This window comes from Citrobacter sp. Cf132 (genome assembly GCF_030333885.1).
In the GTDB taxonomy this organism is placed as follows: domain Bacteria; phylum Pseudomonadota; class Gammaproteobacteria; order Enterobacterales; family Enterobacteriaceae; genus Citrobacter; species Citrobacter freundii.
Genome location: NZ_JAOWFA010000018.1, coordinates 1 through 24,253 on the forward strand (window position 1 = coordinate 1; position 24,253 = coordinate 24,253).

Sequence of the window (24,253 nt, forward strand, 5' to 3'; positions counted from 1 at the left end):
CCCCGCTGACCCGGCGGCTTGTAATCCGTTGTTCCGTGTCAGTGGAGGCGCATTATAGGGAGTTATTTCAGGCTGACAAGTTAAAAATATAAAAAACTTATCAAGCGATTACTTTTCAATCAATACGTCTATTTTCGCCTGAATTTTAAACAAAAACGAGCCCCGCAGGGCCCGTTTATTGTTGTTTTGTGACTTACTGCACTGCCACGATGCGATCGTCATTCACTTCCAGACGAATCGTTTTGCCCGGAATCAGTTCACCAGACAGAATTTGCTGCGCCAGCGGGTTTTCGATCTGCTGCTGGATAGCACGTTTCAATGGACGTGCGCCATACACCGGATCGTAACCATTCGCACTCAGCAGTTTAAGCGCCTCGTCAGAAATGTGGATTTCATAGCCACGCTCTTCCAGACGTTTGTACAGACGCTGCAGCTGGATCTGAGCAATAGAAGCAATGTGCTGCTCACCCAACGGATGGAATACAACAACCTCATCTATACGGTTGATGAATTCCGGGCGGAAGTTATGGCTCACGACGCCCAGCACCATATCTTTCATGTGGCCGTAATCCAGCTCACCAAAGCGTTCCTGGATTAGATCGGACCCCAGGTTTGAGGTCATGATGACAACCGTATTACGGAAGTCGACCGTTCTTCCCTGTCCGTCAGTCAGACGACCATCGTCAAGCACCTGCAGCAGAATGTTGAACACATCCGGGTGCGCTTTTTCCACTTCATCCAGCAGGATGACAGAGTAAGGACGACGACGTACTGCTTCCGTCAGATACCCACCTTCTTCATAACCGACATATCCCGGAGGTGCCCCAACCAAGCGAGACACCGAGTGTTTCTCCATAAACTCGGACATATCGATACGCACCATTGCGTCGTCACTGTCGAACATAAAGTTTGCCAGCGCTTTGCACAGTTCGGTTTTACCGACCCCGGTTGGACCAAGGAACAAGAATGAACCAATCGGACGATTCGGATCGGACAAGCCCGCGCGGCTACGACGGATGGCGTTAGAAACGGCTTCCACCGCTTCGTTCTGACCAATCACACGGCTGTGCAGCTCCTGTTCCATACGCAACAGTTTTTCCCGTTCGCCTTCCAGCATGCGAGCAACCGGGATCCCGGTCCAGCGCGCCAGCACCTCAGCAATTTCTGCATCCGTGACTTTATTACGCAGCAGACGCATGGTTTTGCCTTCAGACTGGGTGGCTGCTTCCAGCTGTTTTTCCAGTTCAGGAATTTTGCCGTACTGCAGTTCAGACATCCGCGCCAGGTCGCCAACGCGGCGCGCCTGTTCGATGGCGATTTTTGCCTGCTCCAGCTCAGCCTTGATAGTTTGCGTTCCCGAGAGGGAGGCTTTTTCAGCTTTCCACTCTTCCTCTAACTCAGAATACTGGCGCTCTTTGTCGTCCAGCTCTTCGTTGAGCATATCGAGACGTTTTTTACTTGCCTCATCAGACTCTTTCATTAATGCCTGCTGTTCCAGTTTGAGCTGGATAATACGGCGGTCGAGTCTGTCGAGTTCCTCCGGCTTGGAGTCAATCTGCATACGAATGCTGGATGCCGCTTCGTCAATAAGGTCGATAGCTTTATCCGGTAACTGACGATCGGCAATATAACGATGAGACAACGTAGCTGCCGCAACAATCGCCGGGTCAGTAATCTGCACATGATGGTGCAGCTCATAACGTTCTTTCAGGCCACGCAAGATTGCGATGGTGTCTTCCACTGAAGGTTCAGCCACAAACACTTTCTGGAAACGACGTTCCAGCGCCGCATCTTTTTCGATGTACTGGCGATATTCATCAAGCGTTGTGGCACCTACGCAGTGCAGTTCCCCGCGAGCCAGCGCTGGTTTCAGCATGTTCCCGGCGTCCATCGCGCCATCGGCTTTACCCGCCCCAACCATGGTATGCAATTCGTCGATAAACAGAATGACGTTGCCTTCCTGTTTCGAGAGATCGTTCAGCACACCTTTTAAGCGCTCTTCAAACTCACCGCGATATTTGGCCCCAGCCACCAGCGCGCCCATATCCAGCGCCAGTACACGACGGCCTTTTAAGCCCTCCGGCACTTCACCATTGATGATGCGTTGGGCCAGCCCTTCAACAATGGCTGTTTTACCGACACCGGGTTCACCGATTAACACTGGGTTATTTTTAGTACGACGTTGCAGCACCTGAATGGTACGGCGAATTTCTTCATCACGGCCGATAACTGGATCGAGTTTGCCCTGTTCAGCACGTTCAGTCAGATCGACGGTATATTTTTTCAAGGCCTGACGTTGGTCTTCAGCCCCCTGGTCATTCACGCTTTCACCTCCACGCATTTGTTCAATTGCCTGAGTGATATTGGCGGTCGTCGCCCCTGCTGATTTTAATAAGTCGGTCAGCGTACCGCGTGACTCAAGCACCGCCAGAACGAACAGTTCTGACGAAATAAAGTTGTCCCCACGTTTTTGCGCCAGCTTGTCGCAAAGATTCAGTACACGCACCAGTTCCTGAGAAGGCTGCACATCACCGCCGGTACCTTCTACCTGCGGCAAGCGGCTCAACGCCTGGTCAATGGCTGTACGTAACTGGCCAGCATTAATGCCAGCAGACGTTAATAAAGGACGTACCGATCCCCCTTCCTGATTCAGCAAGGCGCTCATTAGATGAAGTGGTTCGATGAATTGATTGTCGTGCCCCAATGCGAGTGACTGGGCATCGGCAAGAGCAAGCTGGAATTTATTGGTAAGACGATCCAGACGCATAACTCCTCCCATAACAGGTCAAAATTGCTACTGGAGATTAAATGAGGTCATCCCTCAATTATTCAAGGTGAATGACCTGAATTATGTGAAAAGAAAATTACACGTACCGGATCGTCTTGATTCTTTAGGTTATATCAGCCAAATAAAACTTGCCATACGACCCGTGGTATTGTCGCGACGATAAGAGAAGAACGTCTCACTTTCACTAAAGGTGCAACGGTCGCCGCCGTGGATGTTCTCCACGCCGACATTTGCCAGCCGCTGACGGGCAAGCTGGTAGATATCCGCCAGATACTTGTCGCCGCGCGGTACAAATGCGAGGTCCGCTTGCGGATCTTTCGTCATGGATGCCTCGCGAACTTCTGCTCCCACTTCAAAGGCGTTTGGGCCTATCGCCGGTCCTAGCCAGGCAATAATGTTTTCAGGTTCGTCGGCAAAACACGCCACCGTCTCTTCCAGCACGCCAGCGCATAATCCTCGCCAACCCGCATGGGCCGCAGCCACTTCCGTCCCGGCGCGATTGCAAAACAGCACCGGCAGACAATCAGCGGTCATTACCGCACACACTGTGCCCGGCGTGTTGCTATACGACGCATCTGCGCGTTTGGAGGCGTAAGGCCCGCCTGTCAGTTTCAGGACATCCTTACCGTGGACCTGCTCCAGCCAGACCGGCTTTGACGGCAGATTGCCCGCAGCAAACAGTCGTTTGCGGTTCTCTTCAACATGCTCCGGGTTATCGCCGCAATGGGCGCCCAGATTCAGCGAATCGTAAGGCGGCATACTGACTCCGCCAATACGGGTAGAACTACACGCCGCGACACCTTGAGGTATCGGCCACTGCGGAACAATTAGCTTACTCATAGCCAGGCAATATCATCCTTATGTTCTTCGAAATCAGCGCGCATCACTTCAATCAATTGCACCATATCTTGTGGGATCGGCGCATGCCATTCCATTTCGATACCGGAAATCGGGTGATACAAACGCAGCATGGTCGCATGTAGCGCTTGGCGGTCGAACTTACGCAGTACGGAGATAAATTCGTCAGAAGCGCCTTTCGGTGGACGTGGACGACCGCCGTAGACCTGATCGCCCACCAGCGGATGAGTGATATGTGCCATGTGCACGCGGATCTGATGCGTACGTCCGGTTTCCAGACGCAACCGCAGACGCGTGTGCACACGGAAGTGTTCCATAATGCGATAGTGCGTTACCGCCGGTTTCCCCATTGGGTGTACCGCCATGTGCGTACGCTTGGTCGGGTGACGGCTAATCGGTTCCTCAACGGTTCCGCCAGCAGTCATGTGACCAATTGCTACGGCTTCGTACTCACGGGTAATTTCGCGCAGCTGCAATGACTCAACCAGACGTGTTTGTGCCGGAACAGTTTTTGCCACCACCATTAATCCGGTCGTGTCTTTATCCAGACGGTGTACGATACCGGCACGAGGAACATCCGCGATTGGCGGGTAGTAATGCAGTAACGCATTCAATACCGTACCATCAGGATTCCCGGCGCCCGGATGCACTACAAGGTCACGGGGTTTGTTGATGACAAGAATATCATCATCTTCATAAACGATATCCAGTGGGATATCCTGAGGTTCAAAACGAACCTCTTCATCAATTTCTGCATTGATGGAGACACGCTCTCCACCCAACACTTTTTCTTTCGGTTTATCGCAAAGATTGCCATTTACCAGCACGCGCTGGTCGAGGATCCATTCTTTTATGCGCGATCGCGAATAATCAGGGAACAATTCGGCCAAAGCCTGATCTAAGCGTTGACCGAGCTGATTTTCGGAGACTGTTGCGGTGAGTTCTACTCGTTGTGCCATAAACTGCTTCTTCGTTTAACGTTGGGTTTTACGGCTTTGCCGTTTAATATAGTGTGCTATTGTAGCTGGTCTTAACCGGGAGCAGGAACAGAGAATCTCCCGTATTACATTTTGAGGAAAGTCAAAACGTCATGACGCGCATGAAATATCTGGTGGCAGCAGCCACGTTGAGCCTGTTTTTGGCGGGTTGCTCTGGTTCAAAGGAAGAGGTGCCCGATAATCCGCCAAATGAAATCTACGCGACTGCTCAGCAAAAGCTGCAGGACGGTAACTGGAAACAGGCAATAACGCAATTGGAAGCGTTGGATAACCGTTATCCATTTGGACCGTATTCTCAGCAGGTGCAATTAGATCTCATCTACGCCTACTACAAAAACGCCGATCTGCCACTTGCTCAGGCTGCTATCGATCGTTTTATCCGTCTTAACCCGACACACCCTAACATTGATTATGTCATGTATATGCGTGGCCTGACCAATATGGCGTTGGATGATAGCGCACTGCAAGGATTCTTTGGTGTTGATCGCAGCGATCGCGATCCGCAACACGCCCGAGCTGCGTTTAATGACTTTTCCAAACTGGTACGTGGCTATCCGAACAGCCAGTACACCACTGATGCCACCAAACGTCTGGTGTTCCTGAAAGATCGTCTGGCGAAGTATGAATATTCCGTTGCGGAATACTACACTGCCCGCGGTGCATGGGTTGCCGTGGTAAACCGTGTGGAAGGTATGCTACGCGACTACCCTGATACTCAGGCAACACGTGATGCTCTGCCGTTAATGGAAAAAGCTTATCGCCAGATGCAGATGAATGCGCAGGCAGAAAAAGTAGCGAAAATCATTGCCGCCAACAGCAGCAATACCTGATTTACCTCAGAATGCAAAACGGCAGCCCAAGGGCTGCCGTTTTTTTATCCGTTAACGCTACAACTGAAGCGGTTTAGCTCCGACGCATCCTATCAAATATGGCCTGCTTTCAGGTATTCCTCAAGTAAAAAATCGCCTGTTCCTGCGGTGCCTCACAAAAAGGTTTTCTTGACAAAAAGCGACAAAAAAATGTGATTTAGATCACGCATTTTGACATTGGGAACGGTATGCTGGAATCACCAAGACGGGAAAGACAAGAGGTAAAATTTATGACAATGAACATTACCAGTAAACAAATGGAAATTACTCCGGCAATTCGCCAGCATGTCGCAGACCGTCTCGCCAAACTAGAAAAATGGCAAACTCATCTGATTAATCCACATATCATTCTGTCTAAGGAGCCACAGGGTTTCATTGCTGATGCCACCATCAATACACCGAACGGACATCTGGTCGCCAGCGCAAAACACGAGGATATGTACACCGCAATTAACGATTTGATCAACAAGCTGGAACGGCAGCTCAATAAAGTGCAGCACAAAGGCGAAGCCCGTCGTGCAACAACTTCAGTCAAAGACGCCAACTTCGTCGAAGCAGAAGAAGAGTAGTCCCTTACATTGAGTGTATCGCCAACGCGCCTTCGGGCGCGTTTTTTGTTGACAGGGTGAAAACAGTACGGGTACTTTACTGACGTAGCCAAAGGAAAATTACATGAAACTTGTCCCGTTCTTCTTCGCATTCTTTTTTACCTTCCCCTGAATGGGAGGCGTTTCGTCGTGTGATAAAGAATGCGAAGACGAACAATAAGGCCTCCCACAACGGGGGGCCTTTTTTATTGATAACAAGAAAGGCAACACTATGACATCGGAAAACCCATTGTTGGCGCTGCGCGATAAGATCAGCACGCTGGATGAAAAATTACTGGCCCTGCTGGCTGAGCGACGTGGACTGGCCGTAGAAGTTGGTAAAGCCAAACTGCTTTCACATCGTCCGGTACGAGATATCGACCGTGAACGTGACCTGTTGGACCGTCTGATTCAGTTGGGCAAAGCACATCATCTCGATGCTCACTACATTACCCGCCTGTTCCAGCTCATAATCGAAGACTCCGTCCTGACTCAACAGGCTCTGCTCCAGCAGCACCTGAACAAAATTAACCCACACTCCGCGCGCGTGGCCTTCCTTGGGCCAAAAGGATCATATTCCCATCTGGCAGCACGTCAGTACGCCGCCCGCCATTTTGAACAATTTATTGAAAGCGGCTGCGCAAAATTTGCCGATATCTTTAATCAGGTCGAAACCGGACAGGCTGACTATGCTGTGGTTCCGATTGAAAACACCAGCTCCGGTGGGATTAACGACGTTTACGACCTGCTACAGCACACCAGCCTGTCTATTGTTGGCGAGATGACCATTACGATAGACCACTGTGTACTGGTGTCCGGCACGACGGATCTTGAGACCATTGAAACGGTATACAGCCATCCACAGCCGTTCCAGCAGTGCAGCAAGTTCCTGAATCGCTACCCGCACTGGAAGATTGAGTACACTGAAAGCACCTCTGCGGCAATGGAAAAAGTTGCGCAGGCTAACTCGCCGCGCGTGGCGGCCCTGGGGAGCGAAGCCGGAGGCGTACTGTATGGTTTGCAGGTTCTCGAGCATATTGAGGCTAACCAGTCGCAAAACATCACCCGCTTCGTGGTGCTGGCACGTAAAGCAATCAATGTATCCGACCAGGTTCCGGCAAAAACCACGTTGCTGATGGCAACAGGACAACAGGCCGGTGCGCTGGTAGAAGCATTGCTGGTGCTGCGTAACCATAATCTGATTATGACTAAACTGGAGTCACGCCCGATTCACGGCAATCCGTGGGAAGAGATGTTTTATCTTGATATCCAGGCCAATCTGGAATCGCCCCAAATGCAAAAAGCATTGAAAGAGCTGGGTGAGATTACACGTTCGATGAAAGTACTGGGATGCTATCCGAGTGAGAACGTGGTGCCGGTCGATCCGAGCTAACGTTTGACAGTGCCGGATGGCACTACGCTTATCCGGCCTACAATTCATGCGATTTTTGTAGGCCGGATAAGACGAAGCCGCCATCCGGCATCTTAATTAAGGACGGCTGTCATTCGCCTGGCGTAACAAAGTACGGCTTTCACTCTGGAAGCGTTTCGCATAATCGCCAAACCAATGCTCGACCTTACGGAAACTGTCGATAAACGCTTGCTTATCGCCCTGTTCCAGTAAACCAATCGCCTCACCAAAACGTTGGTAGTAGCGTTTGATCAGCGCAAGGTTGCTCTCAGAAGACATAATAATATCGGCATAGAGCTGCGGATCCTGGGCAAACAGACGGCCAACCATCGCCAGTTCAAGACGGTAAATCGGCGAAGAGAGCGCCAGCAGCTGCTCCAGTTGAACATTCTCTTCCGCTAAATGCAGACCGTAAGCAAAGGTCGCAAAGTGACGCAATGCCTGAATAAACGCCATGTTCTGATCGTGTTCAACGGCGCTGATCCGATGTAGTCGTGCACCCCATACCTGAATCTGTTCCAGAAACCACTGATAGGCTTCCGGCTGACGTCCATCACACCAAACGACGACCTGCTTTGCCAGGCTGCCACTGTCCGGACCAAACATTGGGTGTAACCCCACCACCGGGCCATCATGTGCAGCCAGCATCGCCTGCAAAGGACCATTTTTCACTGAAGCCAGATCCACCAGGATGCAGTCAGACGGCAGACGCGGTAGTTTGGCGATCACCTGCTCGGTGATGTGGATCGGCACACTGACGATCACCATCCCAGCATCAGAGACGATCTCCGGCGCGCGATCCCAATCCTGCTGTTCCAGGATCCGCACCTGGTAACCTGACAGGGTGAGCATTTTTTCAAACAGACGCCCCATCTGACCGCCGCCACCGACGATCACTACCGGCCGCAGAGAAGGACAAAGCGTTTTAAACCCTTTGTCGTTCTCACTGGAATAGGACTCACGCATAACGCGGCGTAGCACATCTTCAATCAGATCCGGCGGCACGCCAAGGGCTTCCGCTTCTGCCCGGCGAGAGGCAAGCATAGAGGCTTCCCGTTCCGGCACGTAAATCGGCAACCCAAAACGGCTTTTTACTTCACCAACTTCGGCAACCAGCTCCAGGCGGCGTGCCAGTAAATCCAGCAGCGCCTTGTCGACTTCATCAATTTGATCGCGTAATGCGGTCAATTCAGCAACCATAACCAACCTCTTATGCTACACGCGCCGACAGCTGACCGTTTAAATCTTGACTAATTTCACGCAGCAGCGCATCCGTCATTTCCCAGCTAATGCAGGCATCGGTTACGGACACGCCGTATTTCATTTCGCTGCGCGGCTGTTCAGAAGACTGGTTGCCTTCGTGAATATTACTTTCAATCATCAAACCAATGATCGAGCGATTGCCATCTTTGATTTGTGCAATTACGGATTCAGCCACGGCAGGCTGACGGCGGTAATCTTTATTGGAATTACCATGACTGCAATCTACCATCAGAGAAGGTCGTAGTCCCGCCTGCTCCATCTCTTTTTCGCACTGGGCGACATCTGCCGGGCTGTAGTTCGGCGCTTTACCCCCGCGCAGGATCACGTGGCCGTCCGGGTTCCCCTGAGTTTGCAACAGCGCAACCTGCCCGGCCTGATTAATACCAACAAAGCGGTGCGACTGCGCAGCCGCACGCATGGCGTTAATGGCGGTCGCCAGGCTACCGTCAGTACCATTCTTAAAGCCGACCGGCATGGAAAGACCGGAAGCCATTTCGCGGTGTGTCTGCGATTCCGTGGTACGGGCTCCGATTGCAGACCAGCTAAACAGATCGCCCAGGTATTGCGGGCTATTTGGATCCAGCGCTTCAGTTGCCAGCGGCAGTCCCATATTTACCAGTTCAAGCAGCAGCTGACGCGCAATTTTCAGACCTGCTTCAACATCAAAAGAGCCATCCATATGAGGATCATTAATTAACCCTTTCCAGCCAACGGTGGTACGGGGTTTTTCAAAATAGACGCGCATCACCAGGTAGAGGCTATCGCTGACCTCTGCGGCAAGGGCTTTAAATCGACGAGCATACTCAATAGCCATTTCAGGATCGTGAATGGAGCATGGGCCACATACGACCAGCAGGCGCGGATCGCGACCGGAGATAATATCTGAGATGGTTTTACGCGACTGGGCGATTTGCGCCTCTTGCTCCTGGCTCAGCGGAAATTCAGCTTTCAGCTGCTCCGGGGTCATCAGAACCTGTTCGTCGGTAATATGTACGTTGTTCAGCGCGTCTTTTTGCATGATGGTGATCCTGTTTAGCTCGTTTGCGATAGTTGATCCTCAGCGAGGAGGAAATAACGATACCACAACAGGTAAAGATTTCAATCCACAATCCGTAAATTTTAATTTACACGGCGTTATTTTAAGGCAAAAACAGCTCTTATATGTGTACATTTAAATTTACACCACGAATTTTCAGATCCGCTATGCTTAAAAAACAAGGGAGCACAGGCAATGAAGCAACCCATCAGCATCTTATTTCTATTCCTTCTTAGCGGATGTCAGATAGATCCCTATACCCATGCCCCCACCTGGACTGGTACTGACTGGTATGACGCCGGGATACAAGATGCCATTTCGGGCTATGCCGTTAAAGATAATGAAACTCTTGCCGACAACTTCAATGATCCCGAAGTCGATCGTACGAAATATCTTAAGGGTTACGCCGAAGGACAACGCAAAATCTGCCAGCAAGATTTTGTTTACGCCAGAGGTCTGGCCGGGAAAACCTTTCCTGCAAGTTGTGATACGGTCGAAAATATTGACCAGTTACACGATGCCTGGAAAAAAGGAGCAAACGAAGGTACTGCCTCAATAAGATTAAACTAAACAATGGCTTAAATTTTACAGCCAACTAGGATTTAACTTAAATCGCCATCAGCTTTACCCCTGGAATAATGACGACTTAGGAAAATAATGTTATTTTGTCTTAAACAATCTTGAATGTATTTCGACGCTTTACGGCAAACGCTGGTAGGTAACTATTCATGAGCTATTCTTACCGACTCATACTTCTACTGGCACTGCTCCTGACCGGGTTACCGCTGTACGCCCAAAGCGTTACAGAAGAAGCAAAATCTGTACGTGCTATGGTTTCCGGCATCGTCAGTTATACACGCTGGCCTGCACTTTCCGGGCCACCCAAACTGTGTATTTTCTCTTCATCGCGTTTTTCCAGTGTTCTGGAAGATACCAGTACTGGGGCATTACCCTATCTTCCCGTCATCATTCGTACGGAACAAGAAATATTAGTTTCGCAATGTGACGGTTTTTATTTTGGAAAAGAATCACCTACTTATCAGGTGGAATTAAAGAATAAATATCCGACTAAGGCATTGCTATTAATTGCAGAACAAAATCCCGAATGCGTTATTGGCAGCGCCTTTTGCCTCATAATTAAAGATGAAGATGTGAGATTTTCCGTAAATATGGATTCCCTTTCACGCAGCGGCGTAAGGGTCAGTCCTGACGTATTGATGCTTGCACGGAATAATAAGCATGGATAAGGGCCATTTTCCTGTAACACGCCCAACGTTTAAACGGACATTACGGCGTATCAGCATAATCAGTGTCCTGGTGACGATGACGTTGATCTGGCTGCTGCTCAGCATTTCTTCCGTGCTGGCATTAAGACAGTATGCGCAAAAGAATCTGGATCTGACTGCCGCTACCATGACCCGCACGCTTGAAGCTGCATTAGTCTTTTCTGATAGTGTTGCAGCAACTGAAACACTGGCGGCACTGGGCCAGCAAGGGCAATTTTCCGTTGCGGAAGTTCGTAATAAACACCAGAAGGTGATCGCCACCTGGCGCTATAACGCGCAAGACACCACGGAGAAGATCAGCGGACTGATCAGCCACTGGCTATTCCCACAACCGGTCACTCAGCCTATTTTGCATAATGGCAACGTCATCGGCGAAGTACGATTGACTGCACGCGATAGCGTTATCAGCCGTTTCATCTATTTGTCGCTGGCCGTTCTTACCGGGTGCATTTTGTTGGCATCAGGCATAGCATTAATGCTCACCCGCTATTTACACAATGGCGTCGTGGAAGCCCTGCAAAATATAACCGAGGTGGTACATGATGTACGTACCAACCGTAACTTTTCGCGACGCGTTTCCGAGGAACGCATTGAGGAGTTTCATCTTTTTGCCCAGGACTTTAATAGTCTGCTGGACGAGATGGAGGAGTGGCAACTTCGGCTGCAGGCAAAGAACGCTCAACTTTTGCGTACCGCGCTACATGATCCTCTGACGGGCCTGGCAAATCGCGCCGCTTTTCGTAGCAGTATTAACGCGCTGATGAATGACGATGCCGCCCACAGCAGCTCCGCTTTGTTATTCCTTGATGGTGATAATTTTAAATTTATCAATGATACCTGGGGCCACGCTGCGGGGGATCGGGTTCTGATTGAAGTCGCTAAAAGGCTGTCCGAATTTGGCGGTAATCGACATTCGCCATACAGACTTGGCGGCGACGAGTTCGCGATGGTGCTGTATAGCGTTCATTCTGAATATGAGGTTCAGCGAATCTGCGCGGCACTGTCACAAGAGTTTAACCGACCTTTTGACCTGCATAATGGTCATCTGGCAAGCATGACACTCAGCATTGGGTTTGCGCTGACGTGGGAACATGCCTCTGCCGAAAAATTACAAGAACTTGCCGATCAAAATATGTATCAGGCTAAACATTTGCGTTCTGAACGCATTATTAAAAAATAAGGAATTACACACATGCTAAAACGTTTATTATCCCCGTTTCTTCTGCTTTTACTGATTCTGGCAGGCTGTCAGGCACCTCAGGGGAAATTTACCCCAGAGCAAATTGCAGCCATGAAATCATACGGATTTACTGAAGCATCAGGAGACTGGTCTCTGGGCCTGTCTGATAACATCCTGTTTGATAAAAACGACTACAAGCTCCGCCCCGAAAGCGAAAAGCAGATCAAGGAAATGGCATCCAAACTGGCAGCTACCGGGCTAAATCATGCTCGCCTGGATGGTCATACTGATAACTACGGTGAAGACAGCTATAACGAAGCTCTGTCGCTCAAACGCGCGAATGTGGTTGCCGATGCCTGGGCGCAGGGCGCCAACATTCCCCGCACCAACCTGACGACTCAGGGACTCGGGAAGAAATATCCCATTGCCAGCAACCAGACATCAAAAGGTCGTGCTGAAAATCGTCGCGTGGCGGTAGTGATCACGACGCCATAATTATCCCCCAACTGGCTGCGCGCCGCGCAGTCATTCCATTGCCATAAAGAACAACAGAGCAAACGTCGGGATAAAAAAAGGGCCAGCCTTTCGGCCAGCCCTTTTCTAACAGGATGTCGCTTGCGCGAATCTTAGTTAAGACGCTCTTTGATACGAGCAGACTTACCAGTGCGCTCACGCAGGTAGTACAGTTTAGCTTTACGAACAGCACCACGACGTTTAACAGCAATGCTGTCAACTACCGGAGAGTGAGTCTGGAAGACACGCTCAACGCCTTCGCCGTTGGAAATTTTACGAACAGTGAATGCAGAGTGCAGACCGCGGTTACGAATAGCGATAACCACGCCCTCGAATGCCTGCAGACGTTTTTTGGAACCTTCAACAACCCATACTTTCACTTCCACGGTATCACCCGGACGGAAGGAAGGTACGTCCTGCTTCATCTGTTCTTGTTCAAGTTGCTTAATAATGTTGCTCATAATTTAATCTCTTATCCTGGGTAAACTGATATTGGGGGCTTACGCCTGCCCATCATGTTTATGTTGCTGTTGTGCGTGTTCCTTTTTGAACTCCGCCAGCAACCTTGCTTGCTCTTCAGTCAGAGCCAGGTTTTCCAGAAGTTCAGGTCTTCTAAGCCAGGTCCGGCCCAGCGACTGTTTCAAACGCCAGCGACGTATCTCAGCGTGGTTTCCTGACAGTAACACTGCCGGTACTTCCATCTGCTCTAACACTTCAGGTCGGGTATAGTGCGGGCAATCCAGCAATCCATCAGCAAACGAATCTTCGATTGCTGAAGCTTCATGACCCAAAACTCCCGGAATAAATCGGGAAACGGAGTCGATCAGCGTCATTGCCGGTAACTCACCACCGCTGAGTACGTAATCGCCGATTGACCATTCTTCGTCAATTTCGGTTTGAATCACGCGCTCATCTATTCCTTCATAGCGACCACATACCAGAATCAGCTTTTGATTCGTGGCCAGTTCGCTAACGCCCGCTTGATCAAGCTTGCGTCCCTGAGGTGAAAGATAAATCACCTTTGCGCCTTCACCAGCCGCAGCTTTTGCTGCATGAATGGCGTCCCGTAAAGGTTGCACCATCATTAACATCCCCGGTCCGCCGCCGTACGGACGATCGTCCACGGTACGGTGCCGGTCATGAGTAAAGTCACGAGGACTCCAACTCTGGATGTTCAGCAGGCCATTTTTTACTGCCCGGCCAGTTACCCCGTAATCGGTAATTGCGCGGAACATTTCTGGAAACAGGCTAACGATACCTATAAACACAAGCCAATCCCCATAACGCCGACTTTTACCGTTTATCCGGTGGTTTAAAAACCAGGATCCCAATCTACTTCGATAGTACGAGTAGCGAGATCGACTTTCTTGATAACCTGCCCATCGAGGAACGGCACAAGACGTTCCTTGATACCAAACGCATCTTTCAGGTTTGCCTTGATGACGATGACGTCATTCGAACCGGTTTCCATCATATCGACGACTTTACCGAGATCGTAGCCTTCAGTGGTCACTACCTGGCAGCCCATAAGGTCTTTCCAGTAGTAGGAACCATCTTCCAGCGCTGGCAACTGCGAGGAATCCACGATAATTTCGCAATTAGTCAGTAGATTCGCCGAATCACGATCGTCAACGCCTTTCAGCTTGATGATCAGATCCTGATTGTGGTGCTTCCAGCTTTCCAGCTGTACTTGCTGCCACTGACCCGCCTTCTGGATAAACCAGGGCTGATAGTCAAAAATGCTTTCGGCGTCTTCAGTGGAAGAAAACACTCTGAGCCAACCACGGATACCGTAAGAAGACCCCATTTTCCCCAAAACGATGGGTTCTACAGGAGCCTGTGCGGCGAGTTGCTTGCTCATCATGACCACCGTGACAGATTAAGCTGCTTTGTTTGCTGCTTTGATCAGCGTAGCTACGCGATCAGAAATAGTCGCGCCCTGGCCAACCCAGTGAGCGATGCGATCCAGATCCAGGCGAGTGCCTTCTTCTTTTTCGCTAGCGATTGGGTTAAAGAAGCCAACGCGCTCGATGAAGCGACCGTTGCGTGCATTACGGCTGTCGGTAACAACAACCTGGTAGAACGGACGCTTTTTAGCGCCGTGACGAGCTAAACGAATAGTAACCATAACATCCTCTTGTGTGAATAAAACACCCAGGCCCCATCGAGGAACGGAGCCCGGGTGTCATATTAAAAGCCCGAAAATTTTACTGATTTCTGGGGAAAATGCAATCAGCAGTTGATAACTCTGCTATAAAAGGCCGTCGGCGGTGCCGTCAGTTCGGTGCCGGTGTGTGCGCAGCCACCGGAGCGTACACGCAGTACGTGAGGATGGCGAGCACACCCCAGTGCCGAAATGGCAAACAAGCCAGGCCGATTAGCGGCCAGGGAAGCCGGGCGGCATCATCCCCTTCATACCACGCATCATCTTCGCCATACCGCCCTTCTTCATTTTCTTCATCATGCGCTGCATGTCGTCGAACTGTTTCAGAAGGCGGTTTACGTCCTGTACCTGCATACCGCAACCGGCAGCGATACGGCGTTTACGGGAACCTTTGATAATTTCCGGCTTAGCGCGTTCTTTCATCGTCATCGAATTGATGATGGCTTCCATACGCACCAGAACTTTATCGTCCATCTGCGATTTCACATTGTCAGGGATCTGACCCATGCCCGGCAGCTTGCCCATCAGGCTTGCCATACCGCCCATGTTTTTCATCTGGTTAAGCTGTTCAAGGAAATCATTGAGATCGAAGCCATCGCCTTTTTTCAGCTTGCTGGCTAATTTTTCTGCCTGCGCGCGGTCAACCTTGCTTTCGATATCTTCGATCAGCGACAGCACGTCGCCCATGCCGAGAATACGCGAAGCAATCCTGTCCGGGTGGAACGGCTCCAGCGCTTCGGTTTTCTCGCCGACGCCGAGGAATTTAATCGGCTTACCGGTAATATGACGAATAGAAAGCGCCGCACCGCCACGGGCATCACCATCAACTTTTGTCAGTACTACACCGGTTAACGGTAGCGCTTCGTTAAAGGCTTTTGCGGTATTCGCGGCATCCTGACCGGTCATGGCGTCGACCACAAACAGCGTTTCTACCGGTTTGATAGAAGCGTGGACCTGTTTGATTTCGTCCATCATCGCTTCGTCAACGTGCAGACGACCGGCGGTATCCACCAGCAGCACGTCATAGAATTTGAGTTTGGCTTCTTTCAGCGCGGCGTTAACGATATCGACCGGCTTCTGGCCAACATCCGACGGGAAGAAGTCCACGCCGACCTGCTCGGCCAGAGTCTCCAACTGTTTGATCGCCGCCGGGCGATAAACGTCCGCGGAGACCACCAGCACTTTTTTCTTGTGCTTCTCGCGCAGGAATTTACCCAGCTTACCGACGCTGGTCGTTTTACCCGCACCCTGCAGGCCCGCCATAAGCACCACGGCTGGCGGCTGTGCAGCCAGATTCAGGGTCTGGTTTTCTTCGCCCATTGCCGCAACCAGTTCGTTACGGACAATCTTGACGAATTCCTGACCCGGCGTCAGGCTTTTGTTAACTTCATGACCAACCGCTTTCTCTTTTACGCGATTGATAAACTCACGCACTACCGGCAGCGCTACGTCAGCCTCCAGCAGCGCCATGCGCACTTCGCGCAGCGTCTCTTTAACGTTGTCTTCAGTAAGGCGTCCACGGCCACTGATATTGCGCAGCGTGCGCGACAAACGATCGGTTAAATTATCAAACATTGTCTCTCGCCTGGGGTGGAAACGGTCGGTCGCGACAGCGACACATCAACAGAAATTTGTCGCAGTATAACATGAAGCCGCCTTTGTTGTTATGCAACGGTTGGAGCAGCGGTCACGTAACGCTATACTGCTTTTCTTTATCACTGGCCAACTGTCGACACCTATATGCCCGTTTTTGCTCTGCTCGCCCTTGTCGCCTACTCAGTCAGCCTCGCGCTGATTATTCCCGCTCTGCTGCAAAAAAACAGCGGCTGGCGGCGTATGGCTATTCTCTCTGCGGTTGTCGCGCTGGTAAGCCATGCTATCGCCCTGGAAGCGCGTATTCTGCCCGGCGGTGAAAGCGGACAAAACCTGAGTCTGTTGAACGTCGGCTCGCTGGTGAGCCTGATGATCTGTACGGTAATGACCATTGTCGCTTCCCGCAATCGAGGCTGGCTATTGCTGCCCATTGTCTACGCCTTTGCGCTGATAAACCTGGCCTTCGCCACGTTTATGCCTAACGAGTTCATCACCCATCTCGAAGCTACGCCGGGCATGATGATCCATATCGGGCTTTCGCTTTTCGCTTACGCCACGCTGATTATCGCCGCACTCTATGCGCTACAGCTTGCATGGATTGACTACCAACTGAAAAACAAAAAACTGGCTTTCAGCAATGAGATGCCGCCGTTGATGAGTATTGAGCGGAAAATGTTTCATATCACCCAAATTGGCGTGGTTCTGCTGACACTCACCCTGTGCACAGGCCTGTTTTACATGCATAACCTGTTCAGTACCGAGAACATTGATAAAGCCGTTCTCTCTATCGTGGCATGGTTTGTCTATATCGTTCTGTTGTGGGGGCATTACCATGAAGGTTGGCGCGGACGTCGCGTCGTATGGTTTAACGTCGCAGGCGCAGGCATTCTGACACTGGCCTATTTCGGCAGTCGTATCCTGCAGCAGTTCGTGAGTTAAATCTTTAAGGAATCCTACGTGGAACACATCTCCACCACCACGCTCATTGTCACGCTCCTCATCATGGTGGTCATTTCCGCCTATTTTTCCGGTTCTGAAACCGGAATGATGACCCTGAATCGCTATCGTCTACGTCATCGGGCCAAGCAGGGAAATCGACAGGCAAAACGCGTTGAAAAGTTACTTCGCAAGCCGGATCGCCTGATAAGCCTGGTGCTCATCGGCAATAATCTGGTGAATATTCTGGCCTCCGCGCTCGGTACTATTGTCGGTATGCGCCTGTATGGCGATGCGGGCGTCGCCATTGCCACTGGGGTACTGACGTTTGTGGTACTGGTTTTTGCCGAAGTACTGCCAAAGACGATTGCCGCACTATATCCGGAAAAAGTCGCCTATCCGAGCAGTGTCCTGCTGGCTCCCCTGCAGATTCTGATGATGCCGTTGGTATGGTTACTCAACACCATCACGCGGCTGCTGATGCGCATGATGGGCATCAAAACGGATATCGTAGTGAGCGGTTCGCTGAGTAAAGATGAACTGCGAACGCTGGTGAATGAATCGCGCTCGCAAATCTCACGCCGTAACCAGGATATGCTGCTGTCAGTGCTGGATCTGGAAAAAGTCAGCGTCGATGACATCATGATCCCGCGTAATGAAATTATCGGCATTGATATCAACGATGACTGGAAATCAATTGTGCGTCAGCTTTCGCACTCTCCGCACGGTCGTATTGTGCTGTATCGTGACTCGCTGGACGACGCTATCAGTATGCTACGCGTACGTGAAGCCTGGCGATTGATGGCCGAGAAAAAAGAGTTCACCAAAGAGACCATGTTACGCGCCGCCGACGAAATTTATTACGTTCCGGAAGGCACGCCACTCAGCACCCAGCTCATTAAATTTCAGCGTAATAAGAAGAAAGTGGGCCTGGTCGTCAATGAATATGGTGATATTCAGGGACTGGTTACGGTCGAGGATATCCTGGAAGAGATTGTTGGTGACTTCACGACCTCAATGTCACCGACGCTTGCCGAAGAAGTCACACCACAGAATGACGGTTCGGTGATCATTGACGGTAGCGCCAACGTTCGTGAAATCAATAAGGCGTTTAACTGGCACCTGCCGGAAGATGATGCACGTACCGTGAACGGTATTATTCTTGAAGCGCTGGAAGAAATCCCGGTTGCCGGCACACGTGTGCGTATTGGGCAGTACGATATCGATATTCTCGACGTGCAGGACAATATGATTAAACAGGTGCAGGTGTTGCCCGTCAAACCGCTGCGGGAAAGCGTATCGGACCAGTGAGAGTAATCCAGACCGGGTAGCGCATCAGCATTACCCGGTCTGAGGCTGATTAGCCTTTGGCTTTCGCCACAGAGACCATCGCCGCACGGATGGTACGTCCGTTCAGGGTATAGCCTTTCTGCATAACCATCAGCACATTACCGGCAGCAACGTCGTCAGACTCTACCATGGCAATCGCCTGATGCACGTTCGGGTCCATCGGCACGTCGATATCCGCAACCACTTGTACGCCAAACTTCGCCACAACATCCAGCATTGACTTACGGGTCAGCTCAATACCTTCAACCATCGCCGCCATAGCGTCATTGTCTTTGTCCGCAACTTCCAGCGCACGGTCCAGGCTATCCAGCACCGGCAGCAGCTCGTTGACGAATTTTTCCAGTGCAAACTTATGCGCTTTTTCTACGTCCAGTTCGGTACGACGACGCAGGTTTTCCATTTCCGCTTTGATACGCAACACGCTGTCGCGCTCGCGAGTTTCGGCTTCAGCAAGCTGAGCTTCCAGATTCGCAATTTTTTCATCGCGCGGATCCACCTGCTCAGCAGAAGCGTCTGATTCAACCGCCTCAACTTCTTCGTGCTGATCCATGATAATTTCTTCCGGGGCTTGCCCCTCAGGCGTTTTCTGTTCTTTACTACTCATGAATTTCTCCGCGTTTTTTTCGCATTCATCTCGCTAACCTGGATTATTATGGGGATAAGATTCAGGGTTTCAAGGGAAGTACTCACATTGTCACTAATCTTCGTTACAAGGACCTCGAGAAAATGAACAAACATTTCAAGTGTATTGGCATTGTGGGGCATCCACGTCACCCCACTGCACTGACCACACATGAAATGCTCTACCGTTGGCTGTGCGCCAAAGGTTATGAGGTAATCGTTGAGCAACAAATCGCCCACGAGCTGCAGCTGAAAAATGTAAAAACCGGTACGCTCGCAGAGATTGGCCAGCAGGCAGACCTCGCCGTAGTTGTCGGTGGCGACGGCAATATGCTGGGCGCCGCACGCACCCTGGCACGTTATGACATCAAGGTTATTGGCATTAACCGCGGTAACCTCGGTTTCCTGACCGACCTTGACCCAGACAATGCACAACAACAGTTAGCTGACGTGCTGGAAGGCCACTACATCAGCGAAAAGCGCTTTTTACTCGAAGCCCAGGTGTGCCAACTGGACTGCCAGAAGCGTATTAGCACTGCGATCAATGAAGTCGTGTTGCACCCCGGAAAAGTGGCGCACATGATTGAATTTGAAGTCTATATCGATGAAATTTTTGCCTTCTCCCAGCGTTCGGACGGCTTGATTATTTCCACACCGACCGGCTCTACCGCCTACTCACTCTCTGCCGGAGGCCCGATACTGACGCCTTCGCTGGATGCCATTACGCTAGTCCCGATGTTCCCACATACGCTCTCCGCACGACCGCTGGTGATCAACAGTAGCAGCACCATTCGCCTGCGCTTCTCTCATCGCCGTAACGATCTGGAAATCAGTTGCGACAGCCAGATCGCCCTGCCTATACAGGAAGGTGAAGACGTATTAATTCGCCGCTGTGATTATCATCTGAACCTGATACACCCAAAAGATTACAGCTATTTCAACACATTAAGCACTAAGTTAGGCTGGTCAAAAAAATTATTCTAATTTAACGCCAACCTCTTTACTGTATAAAAAACCAGTTTATACTGTATGTAATTACAGTTATGGTTTTTCATACAGGAAAACAGCTATGTTGGCACAACTGACCATCAGCAATTTTGCTATCGTTCGTGAACTTGAGATCGATTTCCAGAACGGAATGACCGTTATTACCGGTGAAACCGGTGCGGGTAAGTCCATTGCCATTGATGCTCTCGGTTTGTGCCTGGGCGGACGCGCAGACGCCGACATGGTACGTGCAGGCGCCACGCGAGCCGACCTCTGCGCCCGCTTCGCCTTAAAAGACACCCCCGCGGCCCTGCGCTGGCTGGAAGAAAACCAGCTTGAGGAAGGCCGTGAGTGTTTGCTACGTCGCGTTATCAGCAGCGACGGACGTTCACGTGGCTTCATTAACGGCACTGCCGTACCGCTGTCACAGCTGCGCGAGTTGGGCCAGTTGCTTATTCAAATCCACGGTCAGCATGCGCATCAGCTCCTGACAAAATCAGAACACCAAAAATCCCTGCTTGATGGCTACGCCAATGAAGCATCCCTGACTCAGGAAATGGCTGTGCGCTACCAACTGTGGCACCAAAGCTGCCGTGACCTGGCACATCATCAACAACAGAGTCAGGAACGCGCAGCCCGGGCAGAGCTATTGCAATACCAGTTAAAAGAACTGAACGAATTCAACCCGCAGCCAGGTGAATTTGAGCAAATTGATGAAGAGTACAAGCGTCTGGCTAACAGCGGGCAATTGCTCACCACCAGCCAACAGGCACTGGCTATCATGGCAGACGGCGAAGACGTTAATCTGCAAAGCCAGCTGTACACGGCAAAACAGTTGGTTAGTGAACTGGCAGGAATGGACGGTAAGCTCTCCGGTATTCTGGACATGCTGGAAGAGGCCACTATCCAGCTCAGCGAAGCCAGCGACGAGCTGCGCCACTATTGCGATCGTCTGGATTTAGACCCTAACCGTTTGTTCGAACTTGAGCAGCGTATTTCCAAACAAATCTCATTGGCGCGAAAGCATCATGTTGCCCCTGAAGCGCTGCCACAGTTCTATCAGTCATTGCTGGATGAACAACAGCAGTTAGACGATCAGGCCGACTCTCTCGAAACCTTAACCCTGGCGGTGAACAATCACCACCAGCAGGCACTGGAAACGGCAAAAATGCTGCACCAACAGCGCCAGCATTATGCTCAGGAACTGGGACAACTTATTACAGAGAGCATGCATACTCTCTCAATGCCGCACGGTGTCTTTTGCATTGATGTGAAATTTGAGGAACATCATTTGAGCTCAGACGGTGCTGATCGCGTAGAGTTTAAAGTGACCACTAACCCAGGCCAGCCGTTGCAGCCGATTGCGAAAGTCGCTTCCGGTGGGGAACTGTCGCGCATTGCGCTGGCTATTCAGGTTATTACCGCACGTAAAATGGAAACACCGGCGCTGATTTTCGATGAAGTAGATGTCGGCATCAGCGGCCCGACCGCTGCAGTGGTGGGAAAAATGCTGCGTCAGTTGGGCGAGTCAACCCAGGTAATGTGTGTGACTCACCTGCCGCAGGTTGCTGGCTGTGGTCATCAACATTTCTATGTCAGCAAAGAAACTGACGGCGCGATGACCGAAACACACATGCAACCACTTGATAAACGCGCTCGTCTGCAGGAATTAGCCCGCTTACTCGGAGGTAGCGAAGTAACGCGCAATACCCTCGCAAATGCAAAAGAACTGCTGGCGGCATAAACTTTTTTACCTTGTTAAGGTCTGAGTTCAACATAAAATCGCCGACCGACCCGACAGCAAAAGGTTTTAAAGTGGTGAAAGGTCTATTATCATCGGCATATTACATATGAGCCGCGTACTGCTCGGGCCCGAAAAGGAATCAAATCACTATGCGCTGTAAAACGCTGACTGCTGCTGCAGCAGTACTACTGATGTTGACTGCAGGCTGTTCCACTCTGGAGCGAGTGGTTTACCGCCCTGACATCAACCAGGGAAATTATCTGACACCTACCGATGTCGCCAAAGTGCGCACGGGTATGACGCAACAGCAGGTTGCTTATGCTCTGGGTACACCAATGATGTCCGATCCTTTTGGCACTAACACCTGGTTTTATGTGTTCCGTCAGCAACCTGGTCATGAAGGCGTAACCCAGCAAACACTGACGCTGACTTTTAACAGCAGCGGCGTTTTGACCAACATTGATAATAAACCTACGTTGACCGACAACAAGTAGGATTAACAGATCAAAAAAAGGTGCTCAATGAGCACCTTTTTTATTGTCTGCTATTTTTTAGCGGATTTCTCTGCTCGCTGTCTGCGCAGCTCTTTCGGATCAGCAATCAGTGGCCGGTATATTTCCACCCGATCGCCGTCTTGCAGAACATCAGCAAGCTTTACCGGACGGCTGTATATCCCGACTTTATTTTTGTTGAGATCGATATCGGTACGTAATTCCAGCAGCCCGGAAGCGCGGATAGCCTCTTCCACCGTAGCACCCTGTTGCAGCGTTACACGCTGTAGATACTGTTTCTCGGGCAGCGCATACGCCACTTCAACGACAATTTTAGCCGACGCTGACACTGTAAACCTCTTTCGCGCGAACCGTGAAGGCCTGCACCATGTTTGAAGCCAGTTCTTTAAAGATACGACCAAACGCCAGCTCGATTAACTTATTGGTAAACTCAAAATCGAGATGAAATTCAATACGACATGCTTCATGACTCAGTGGCGTAAACTTCCATCCGCCAATGAGTTTCTTGAACGGGCCGTCGACCAGATGCATCAGGATGCTCTGGTTACTGGTCAATTGATTGCGCGTGGTGAACGTTTTGCTAATCCCTGCTTTCGAGACATCCACAGCCGCGGTCATCTGTCCCGGAGTTGACTCCAGCACACGGCTACCGGTGCAACCCGGTAAAAACTGGGGATAGGATTTAACATCATTCACTAGCTGATACATCTGTTCCGCACTGTAAGGTACTAAAGCGGTCCGGCTAATCTGAGGCATAACAATTTCCATCAATATCAATCACACAAATAATACCATTTATCCCCCGCTAAAAAAAACGCTATAGCCTAACTCGTGCTAAGATAGCGCCTTGCGCCCCGCTGGATGAAATGGGGTGTTTTTCGATTCCAGATTACCTATACTGAGCGGCATTATGACGAAGAAAAAAGCACACAAACCTGGCTCAGCCACAATCGCGCTTAACAAGCGCGCACGACACGAATACTTTATTGAAGAAGAGTTCGAAGCAGGACTCGCTCTGCAAGGTTGGGAAGTCAAATCTCTGCGCGCAGGTAAAGCTAACATCGGCGATAGCTATGTCATCCTTAAAGACGGCGAAGCGTTCCTGTTTGGCGCCAACTTCACGCCAATGGCTGTTGCCTCAACGCATGTGGTATGTGATCCCACCCGTACCCGTAAGCTGTTGTTAAACCAGCGTGAACTCGACTCCCTGTATGGTCGTATGAATCGTGACGGTTATACCGTCGTTGCGCTTTCACTGTACTGGAAAAATGCCTGGTGCAAAGTGAAAATTGGCGTCGCAAAAGGTAAGAAACAGCACGACAAGCGCTCCGATGTGAAAGAACGCGAATGGCAGTTAGATAAAGCGCGTATTATGAAAAATGCTGGTCGCTAAACGCTACTCCTCTGTGACCAGTCTCTCACCCTGAGACTGGTTCTTATTTTTTAGTTATTGAAACCCACCCAATACATTCATCAAATTTATGGTTTATTTGTGCTGAATCGTTCAGGTATGAAATAAACTCCCATGGCATTACCGTAGCGACCCATAGTCTAATA

General features: G+C 50.6%; 27 protein-coding genes and 1 other annotated feature. Of the genes, 14 read left to right on the forward strand and 13 right to left on the reverse strand.

What is annotated here, in order from left to right:
* Window positions 1–193: 193 nt before the first annotated feature.
* From clpB to rluD, 3 genes are all read right to left on the reverse strand, one after another.
* Window positions 194–2,767, reverse strand: a complete 2,574-nt coding sequence (gene clpB / locus OGV85_RS00310; RefSeq protein ID WP_003031249.1) for an ATP-dependent chaperone ClpB — start codon at window positions 2,765–2,767, stop codon at window positions 194–196.
* Between the two features lie 129 nt (window positions 2,768–2,896).
* On the reverse strand, window positions 2,897–3,628 hold the full coding sequence (yfiH, locus tag OGV85_RS00315; RefSeq protein ID WP_061547950.1) for a purine nucleoside phosphorylase YfiH: 732 nt from the start codon (window positions 3,626–3,628) through the stop codon (window positions 2,897–2,899).
* On the reverse strand, window positions 3,625–4,605 hold the full coding sequence (gene rluD, locus OGV85_RS00320) for a 23S rRNA pseudouridine(1911/1915/1917) synthase RluD (RefSeq protein ID WP_003031246.1): 981 nt from the start codon (window positions 4,603–4,605) through the stop codon (window positions 3,625–3,627). Before rluD ends, yfiH begins: the two co-directional genes overlap by 4 nt.
* A 131-nt stretch (window positions 4,606–4,736) precedes the next feature.
* On the opposite strand from rluD, the gene bamD reads away from it, so the two are divergent.
* The 4 genes from bamD (at window position 4,737) to pheA (ending at window position 7,493) form a co-directional block, all read left to right on the forward strand.
* Window positions 4,737–5,474: an outer membrane protein assembly factor BamD gene (gene bamD / locus OGV85_RS00325; RefSeq protein WP_003031245.1), complete on the forward strand. Its 738-nt coding sequence runs from the start codon at window positions 4,737–4,739 to the stop codon at window positions 5,472–5,474.
* 269 nt (window positions 5,475–5,743) lie between these two features.
* On the forward strand, window positions 5,744–6,082 hold the full coding sequence (gene raiA, locus OGV85_RS00330) for a ribosome-associated translation inhibitor RaiA (RefSeq protein ID WP_003031244.1): 339 nt from the start codon (window positions 5,744–5,746) through the stop codon (window positions 6,080–6,082).
* 102 nt (window positions 6,083–6,184) lie between these two features.
* Window positions 6,185–6,310: a sequence feature (Phe leader region), on the forward strand.
* Window positions 6,186–6,233, forward strand: coding sequence for a pheA operon leader peptide PheL (gene pheL, locus OGV85_RS00335; protein WP_100250063.1), 48 nt, complete (start codon window positions 6,186–6,188; stop codon window positions 6,231–6,233). It overlaps the preceding feature by 48 nt.
* A 22-nt stretch (window positions 6,311–6,332) precedes the next feature.
* On the forward strand, window positions 6,333–7,493 hold the full coding sequence (gene pheA, locus OGV85_RS00340) for a bifunctional chorismate mutase/prephenate dehydratase (protein WP_003826458.1): 1,161 nt from the start codon (window positions 6,333–6,335) through the stop codon (window positions 7,491–7,493).
* 96 nt (window positions 7,494–7,589) lie between these two features.
* Here pheA and tyrA read toward each other — a convergent pair whose 3' ends face one another.
* Together tyrA and aroF are read right to left on the reverse strand one after the other, a co-directional pair.
* Window positions 7,590–8,711: a bifunctional chorismate mutase/prephenate dehydrogenase gene (gene tyrA / locus OGV85_RS00345; RefSeq protein WP_003031242.1), complete on the reverse strand. Its 1,122-nt coding sequence runs from the start codon at window positions 8,709–8,711 to the stop codon at window positions 7,590–7,592.
* Window positions 8,712–8,721: 10 nt separating this feature from the next.
* Window positions 8,722–9,792, reverse strand: coding sequence for a 3-deoxy-7-phosphoheptulonate synthase AroF (gene aroF, locus OGV85_RS00350; RefSeq protein WP_003031241.1), 1,071 nt, complete (start codon window positions 9,790–9,792; stop codon window positions 8,722–8,724).
* 213 nt (window positions 9,793–10,005) lie between these two features.
* Between aroF and OGV85_RS00355 the strand changes: the two genes are divergently transcribed.
* The 4 genes from OGV85_RS00355 (at window position 10,006) to OGV85_RS00370 (ending at window position 12,771) form a co-directional block, all read left to right on the forward strand.
* Window positions 10,006–10,380, forward strand: coding sequence for a DUF2799 domain-containing protein (locus OGV85_RS00355; protein WP_061547951.1), 375 nt, complete (start codon window positions 10,006–10,008; stop codon window positions 10,378–10,380).
* A gap of 158 nt (window positions 10,381–10,538) precedes the next feature.
* Entirely contained in the window at window positions 10,539–11,057 is a 519-nt protein-coding gene (yfiR, locus tag OGV85_RS00360; RefSeq protein WP_003839843.1) for a regulatory sequestration protein YfiR, read from the forward strand.
* Window positions 11,050–12,276: a diguanylate cyclase DgcN/YfiN gene (dgcN, locus tag OGV85_RS00365; RefSeq protein ID WP_032949832.1), complete on the forward strand. Its 1,227-nt coding sequence runs from the start codon at window positions 11,050–11,052 to the stop codon at window positions 12,274–12,276. Before yfiR ends, dgcN begins: the two co-directional genes overlap by 8 nt.
* A 12-nt stretch (window positions 12,277–12,288) precedes the next feature.
* The gene (locus tag OGV85_RS00370) at window positions 12,289–12,771 is read left to right on the forward strand and encodes an OmpA family protein (RefSeq protein WP_003839836.1); all 483 of its coding nucleotides are present in this window, start codon (window positions 12,289–12,291) and stop codon (window positions 12,769–12,771) included.
* Between the two features lie 131 nt (window positions 12,772–12,902).
* Here OGV85_RS00370 and rplS read toward each other — a convergent pair whose 3' ends face one another.
* The 5 genes from rplS to ffh form a co-directional block, all read right to left on the reverse strand.
* Window positions 12,903–13,250: a 50S ribosomal protein L19 gene (gene rplS / locus OGV85_RS00375; protein WP_002914145.1), complete on the reverse strand. Its 348-nt coding sequence runs from the start codon at window positions 13,248–13,250 to the stop codon at window positions 12,903–12,905.
* Between the two features lie 39 nt (window positions 13,251–13,289).
* On the reverse strand, window positions 13,290–14,057 hold the full coding sequence (gene trmD / locus OGV85_RS00380; RefSeq protein WP_003031232.1) for a tRNA (guanosine(37)-N1)-methyltransferase TrmD: 768 nt from the start codon (window positions 14,055–14,057) through the stop codon (window positions 13,290–13,292).
* 44 nt (window positions 14,058–14,101) lie between these two features.
* Window positions 14,102–14,650 carry a ribosome maturation factor RimM gene (gene rimM / locus OGV85_RS00385; protein WP_061547952.1) on the reverse strand — a complete coding sequence of 183 codons (549 nt, stop codon included), beginning with the start codon at window positions 14,648–14,650 and terminating at the stop codon, window positions 14,102–14,104.
* Window positions 14,651–14,668: 18 nt separating this feature from the next.
* Window positions 14,669–14,917 carry a 30S ribosomal protein S16 gene (gene rpsP, locus OGV85_RS00390; protein ID WP_003031228.1) on the reverse strand — a complete coding sequence of 83 codons (249 nt, stop codon included), beginning with the start codon at window positions 14,915–14,917 and terminating at the stop codon, window positions 14,669–14,671.
* Window positions 14,918–15,166: 249 nt separating this feature from the next.
* Window positions 15,167–16,528, reverse strand: coding sequence for a signal recognition particle protein (ffh, locus tag OGV85_RS00395; protein ID WP_003031226.1), 1,362 nt, complete (start codon window positions 16,526–16,528; stop codon window positions 15,167–15,169).
* Window positions 16,529–16,693: 165 nt separating this feature from the next.
* Here ffh and OGV85_RS00400 point away from each other — a divergent pair, with 165 nt between their 5' ends.
* Window positions 16,694–17,485 (forward strand): cytochrome C assembly family protein, encoded by a 792-nt coding sequence (locus OGV85_RS00400; protein ID WP_003031224.1) that lies wholly within the window; start codon window positions 16,694–16,696, stop codon window positions 17,483–17,485.
* An 18-nt stretch (window positions 17,486–17,503) separates the two neighbouring features.
* The gene (locus tag OGV85_RS00405; RefSeq protein WP_008324538.1) at window positions 17,504–18,793 is read left to right on the forward strand and encodes an HlyC/CorC family transporter; all 1,290 of its coding nucleotides are present in this window, start codon (window positions 17,504–17,506) and stop codon (window positions 18,791–18,793) included.
* A gap of 49 nt (window positions 18,794–18,842) precedes the next feature.
* Here the strand turns inward: OGV85_RS00405 and grpE are convergent, their stop codons facing one another.
* Entirely contained in the window at window positions 18,843–19,436 is a 594-nt protein-coding gene (gene grpE, locus OGV85_RS00410; protein WP_003031221.1) for a nucleotide exchange factor GrpE, read from the reverse strand.
* A gap of 122 nt (window positions 19,437–19,558) precedes the next feature.
* On the opposite strand from grpE, the gene nadK reads away from it, so the two are divergent.
* From nadK to bamE, 3 genes are all read left to right on the forward strand, one after another.
* Window positions 19,559–20,437, forward strand: coding sequence for an NAD(+) kinase (nadK, locus tag OGV85_RS00415; RefSeq protein ID WP_003031220.1), 879 nt, complete (start codon window positions 19,559–19,561; stop codon window positions 20,435–20,437).
* Window positions 20,438–20,522: 85 nt separating this feature from the next.
* Window positions 20,523–22,184, forward strand: a complete 1,662-nt coding sequence (gene recN, locus OGV85_RS00420; RefSeq protein ID WP_003845854.1) for a DNA repair protein RecN — start codon at window positions 20,523–20,525, stop codon at window positions 22,182–22,184.
* 149 nt (window positions 22,185–22,333) lie between these two features.
* Complete coding sequence (gene bamE, locus OGV85_RS00425) at window positions 22,334–22,678, forward strand: outer membrane protein assembly factor BamE (protein ID WP_003031218.1); 345 nt, start codon at window positions 22,334–22,336, stop codon at window positions 22,676–22,678.
* 50 nt (window positions 22,679–22,728) lie between these two features.
* Here the strand turns inward: bamE and OGV85_RS00430 are convergent, their stop codons facing one another.
* Both OGV85_RS00430 and ratA read right to left on the reverse strand, forming a co-directional pair.
* On the reverse strand, window positions 22,729–23,025 hold the full coding sequence (locus OGV85_RS00430) for an RnfH family protein (protein ID WP_003031215.1): 297 nt from the start codon (window positions 23,023–23,025) through the stop codon (window positions 22,729–22,731).
* Window positions 23,009–23,452, reverse strand: a complete 444-nt coding sequence (gene ratA, locus OGV85_RS00435) for a type II toxin-antitoxin system toxin RatA (RefSeq protein ID WP_003031213.1) — start codon at window positions 23,450–23,452, stop codon at window positions 23,009–23,011. The genes OGV85_RS00430 and ratA overlap by 17 nt, the downstream gene beginning before the upstream one ends.
* Window positions 23,453–23,606: 154 nt before the next feature.
* Here ratA and smpB point away from each other — a divergent pair, with 154 nt between their 5' ends.
* A complete protein-coding gene (smpB, locus tag OGV85_RS00440; protein WP_003031211.1) occupies window positions 23,607–24,089 on the forward strand; it encodes an SsrA-binding protein SmpB in 483 nt (160 codons plus the stop codon).
* Window positions 24,090–24,253 lie beyond the last annotated feature (164 nt).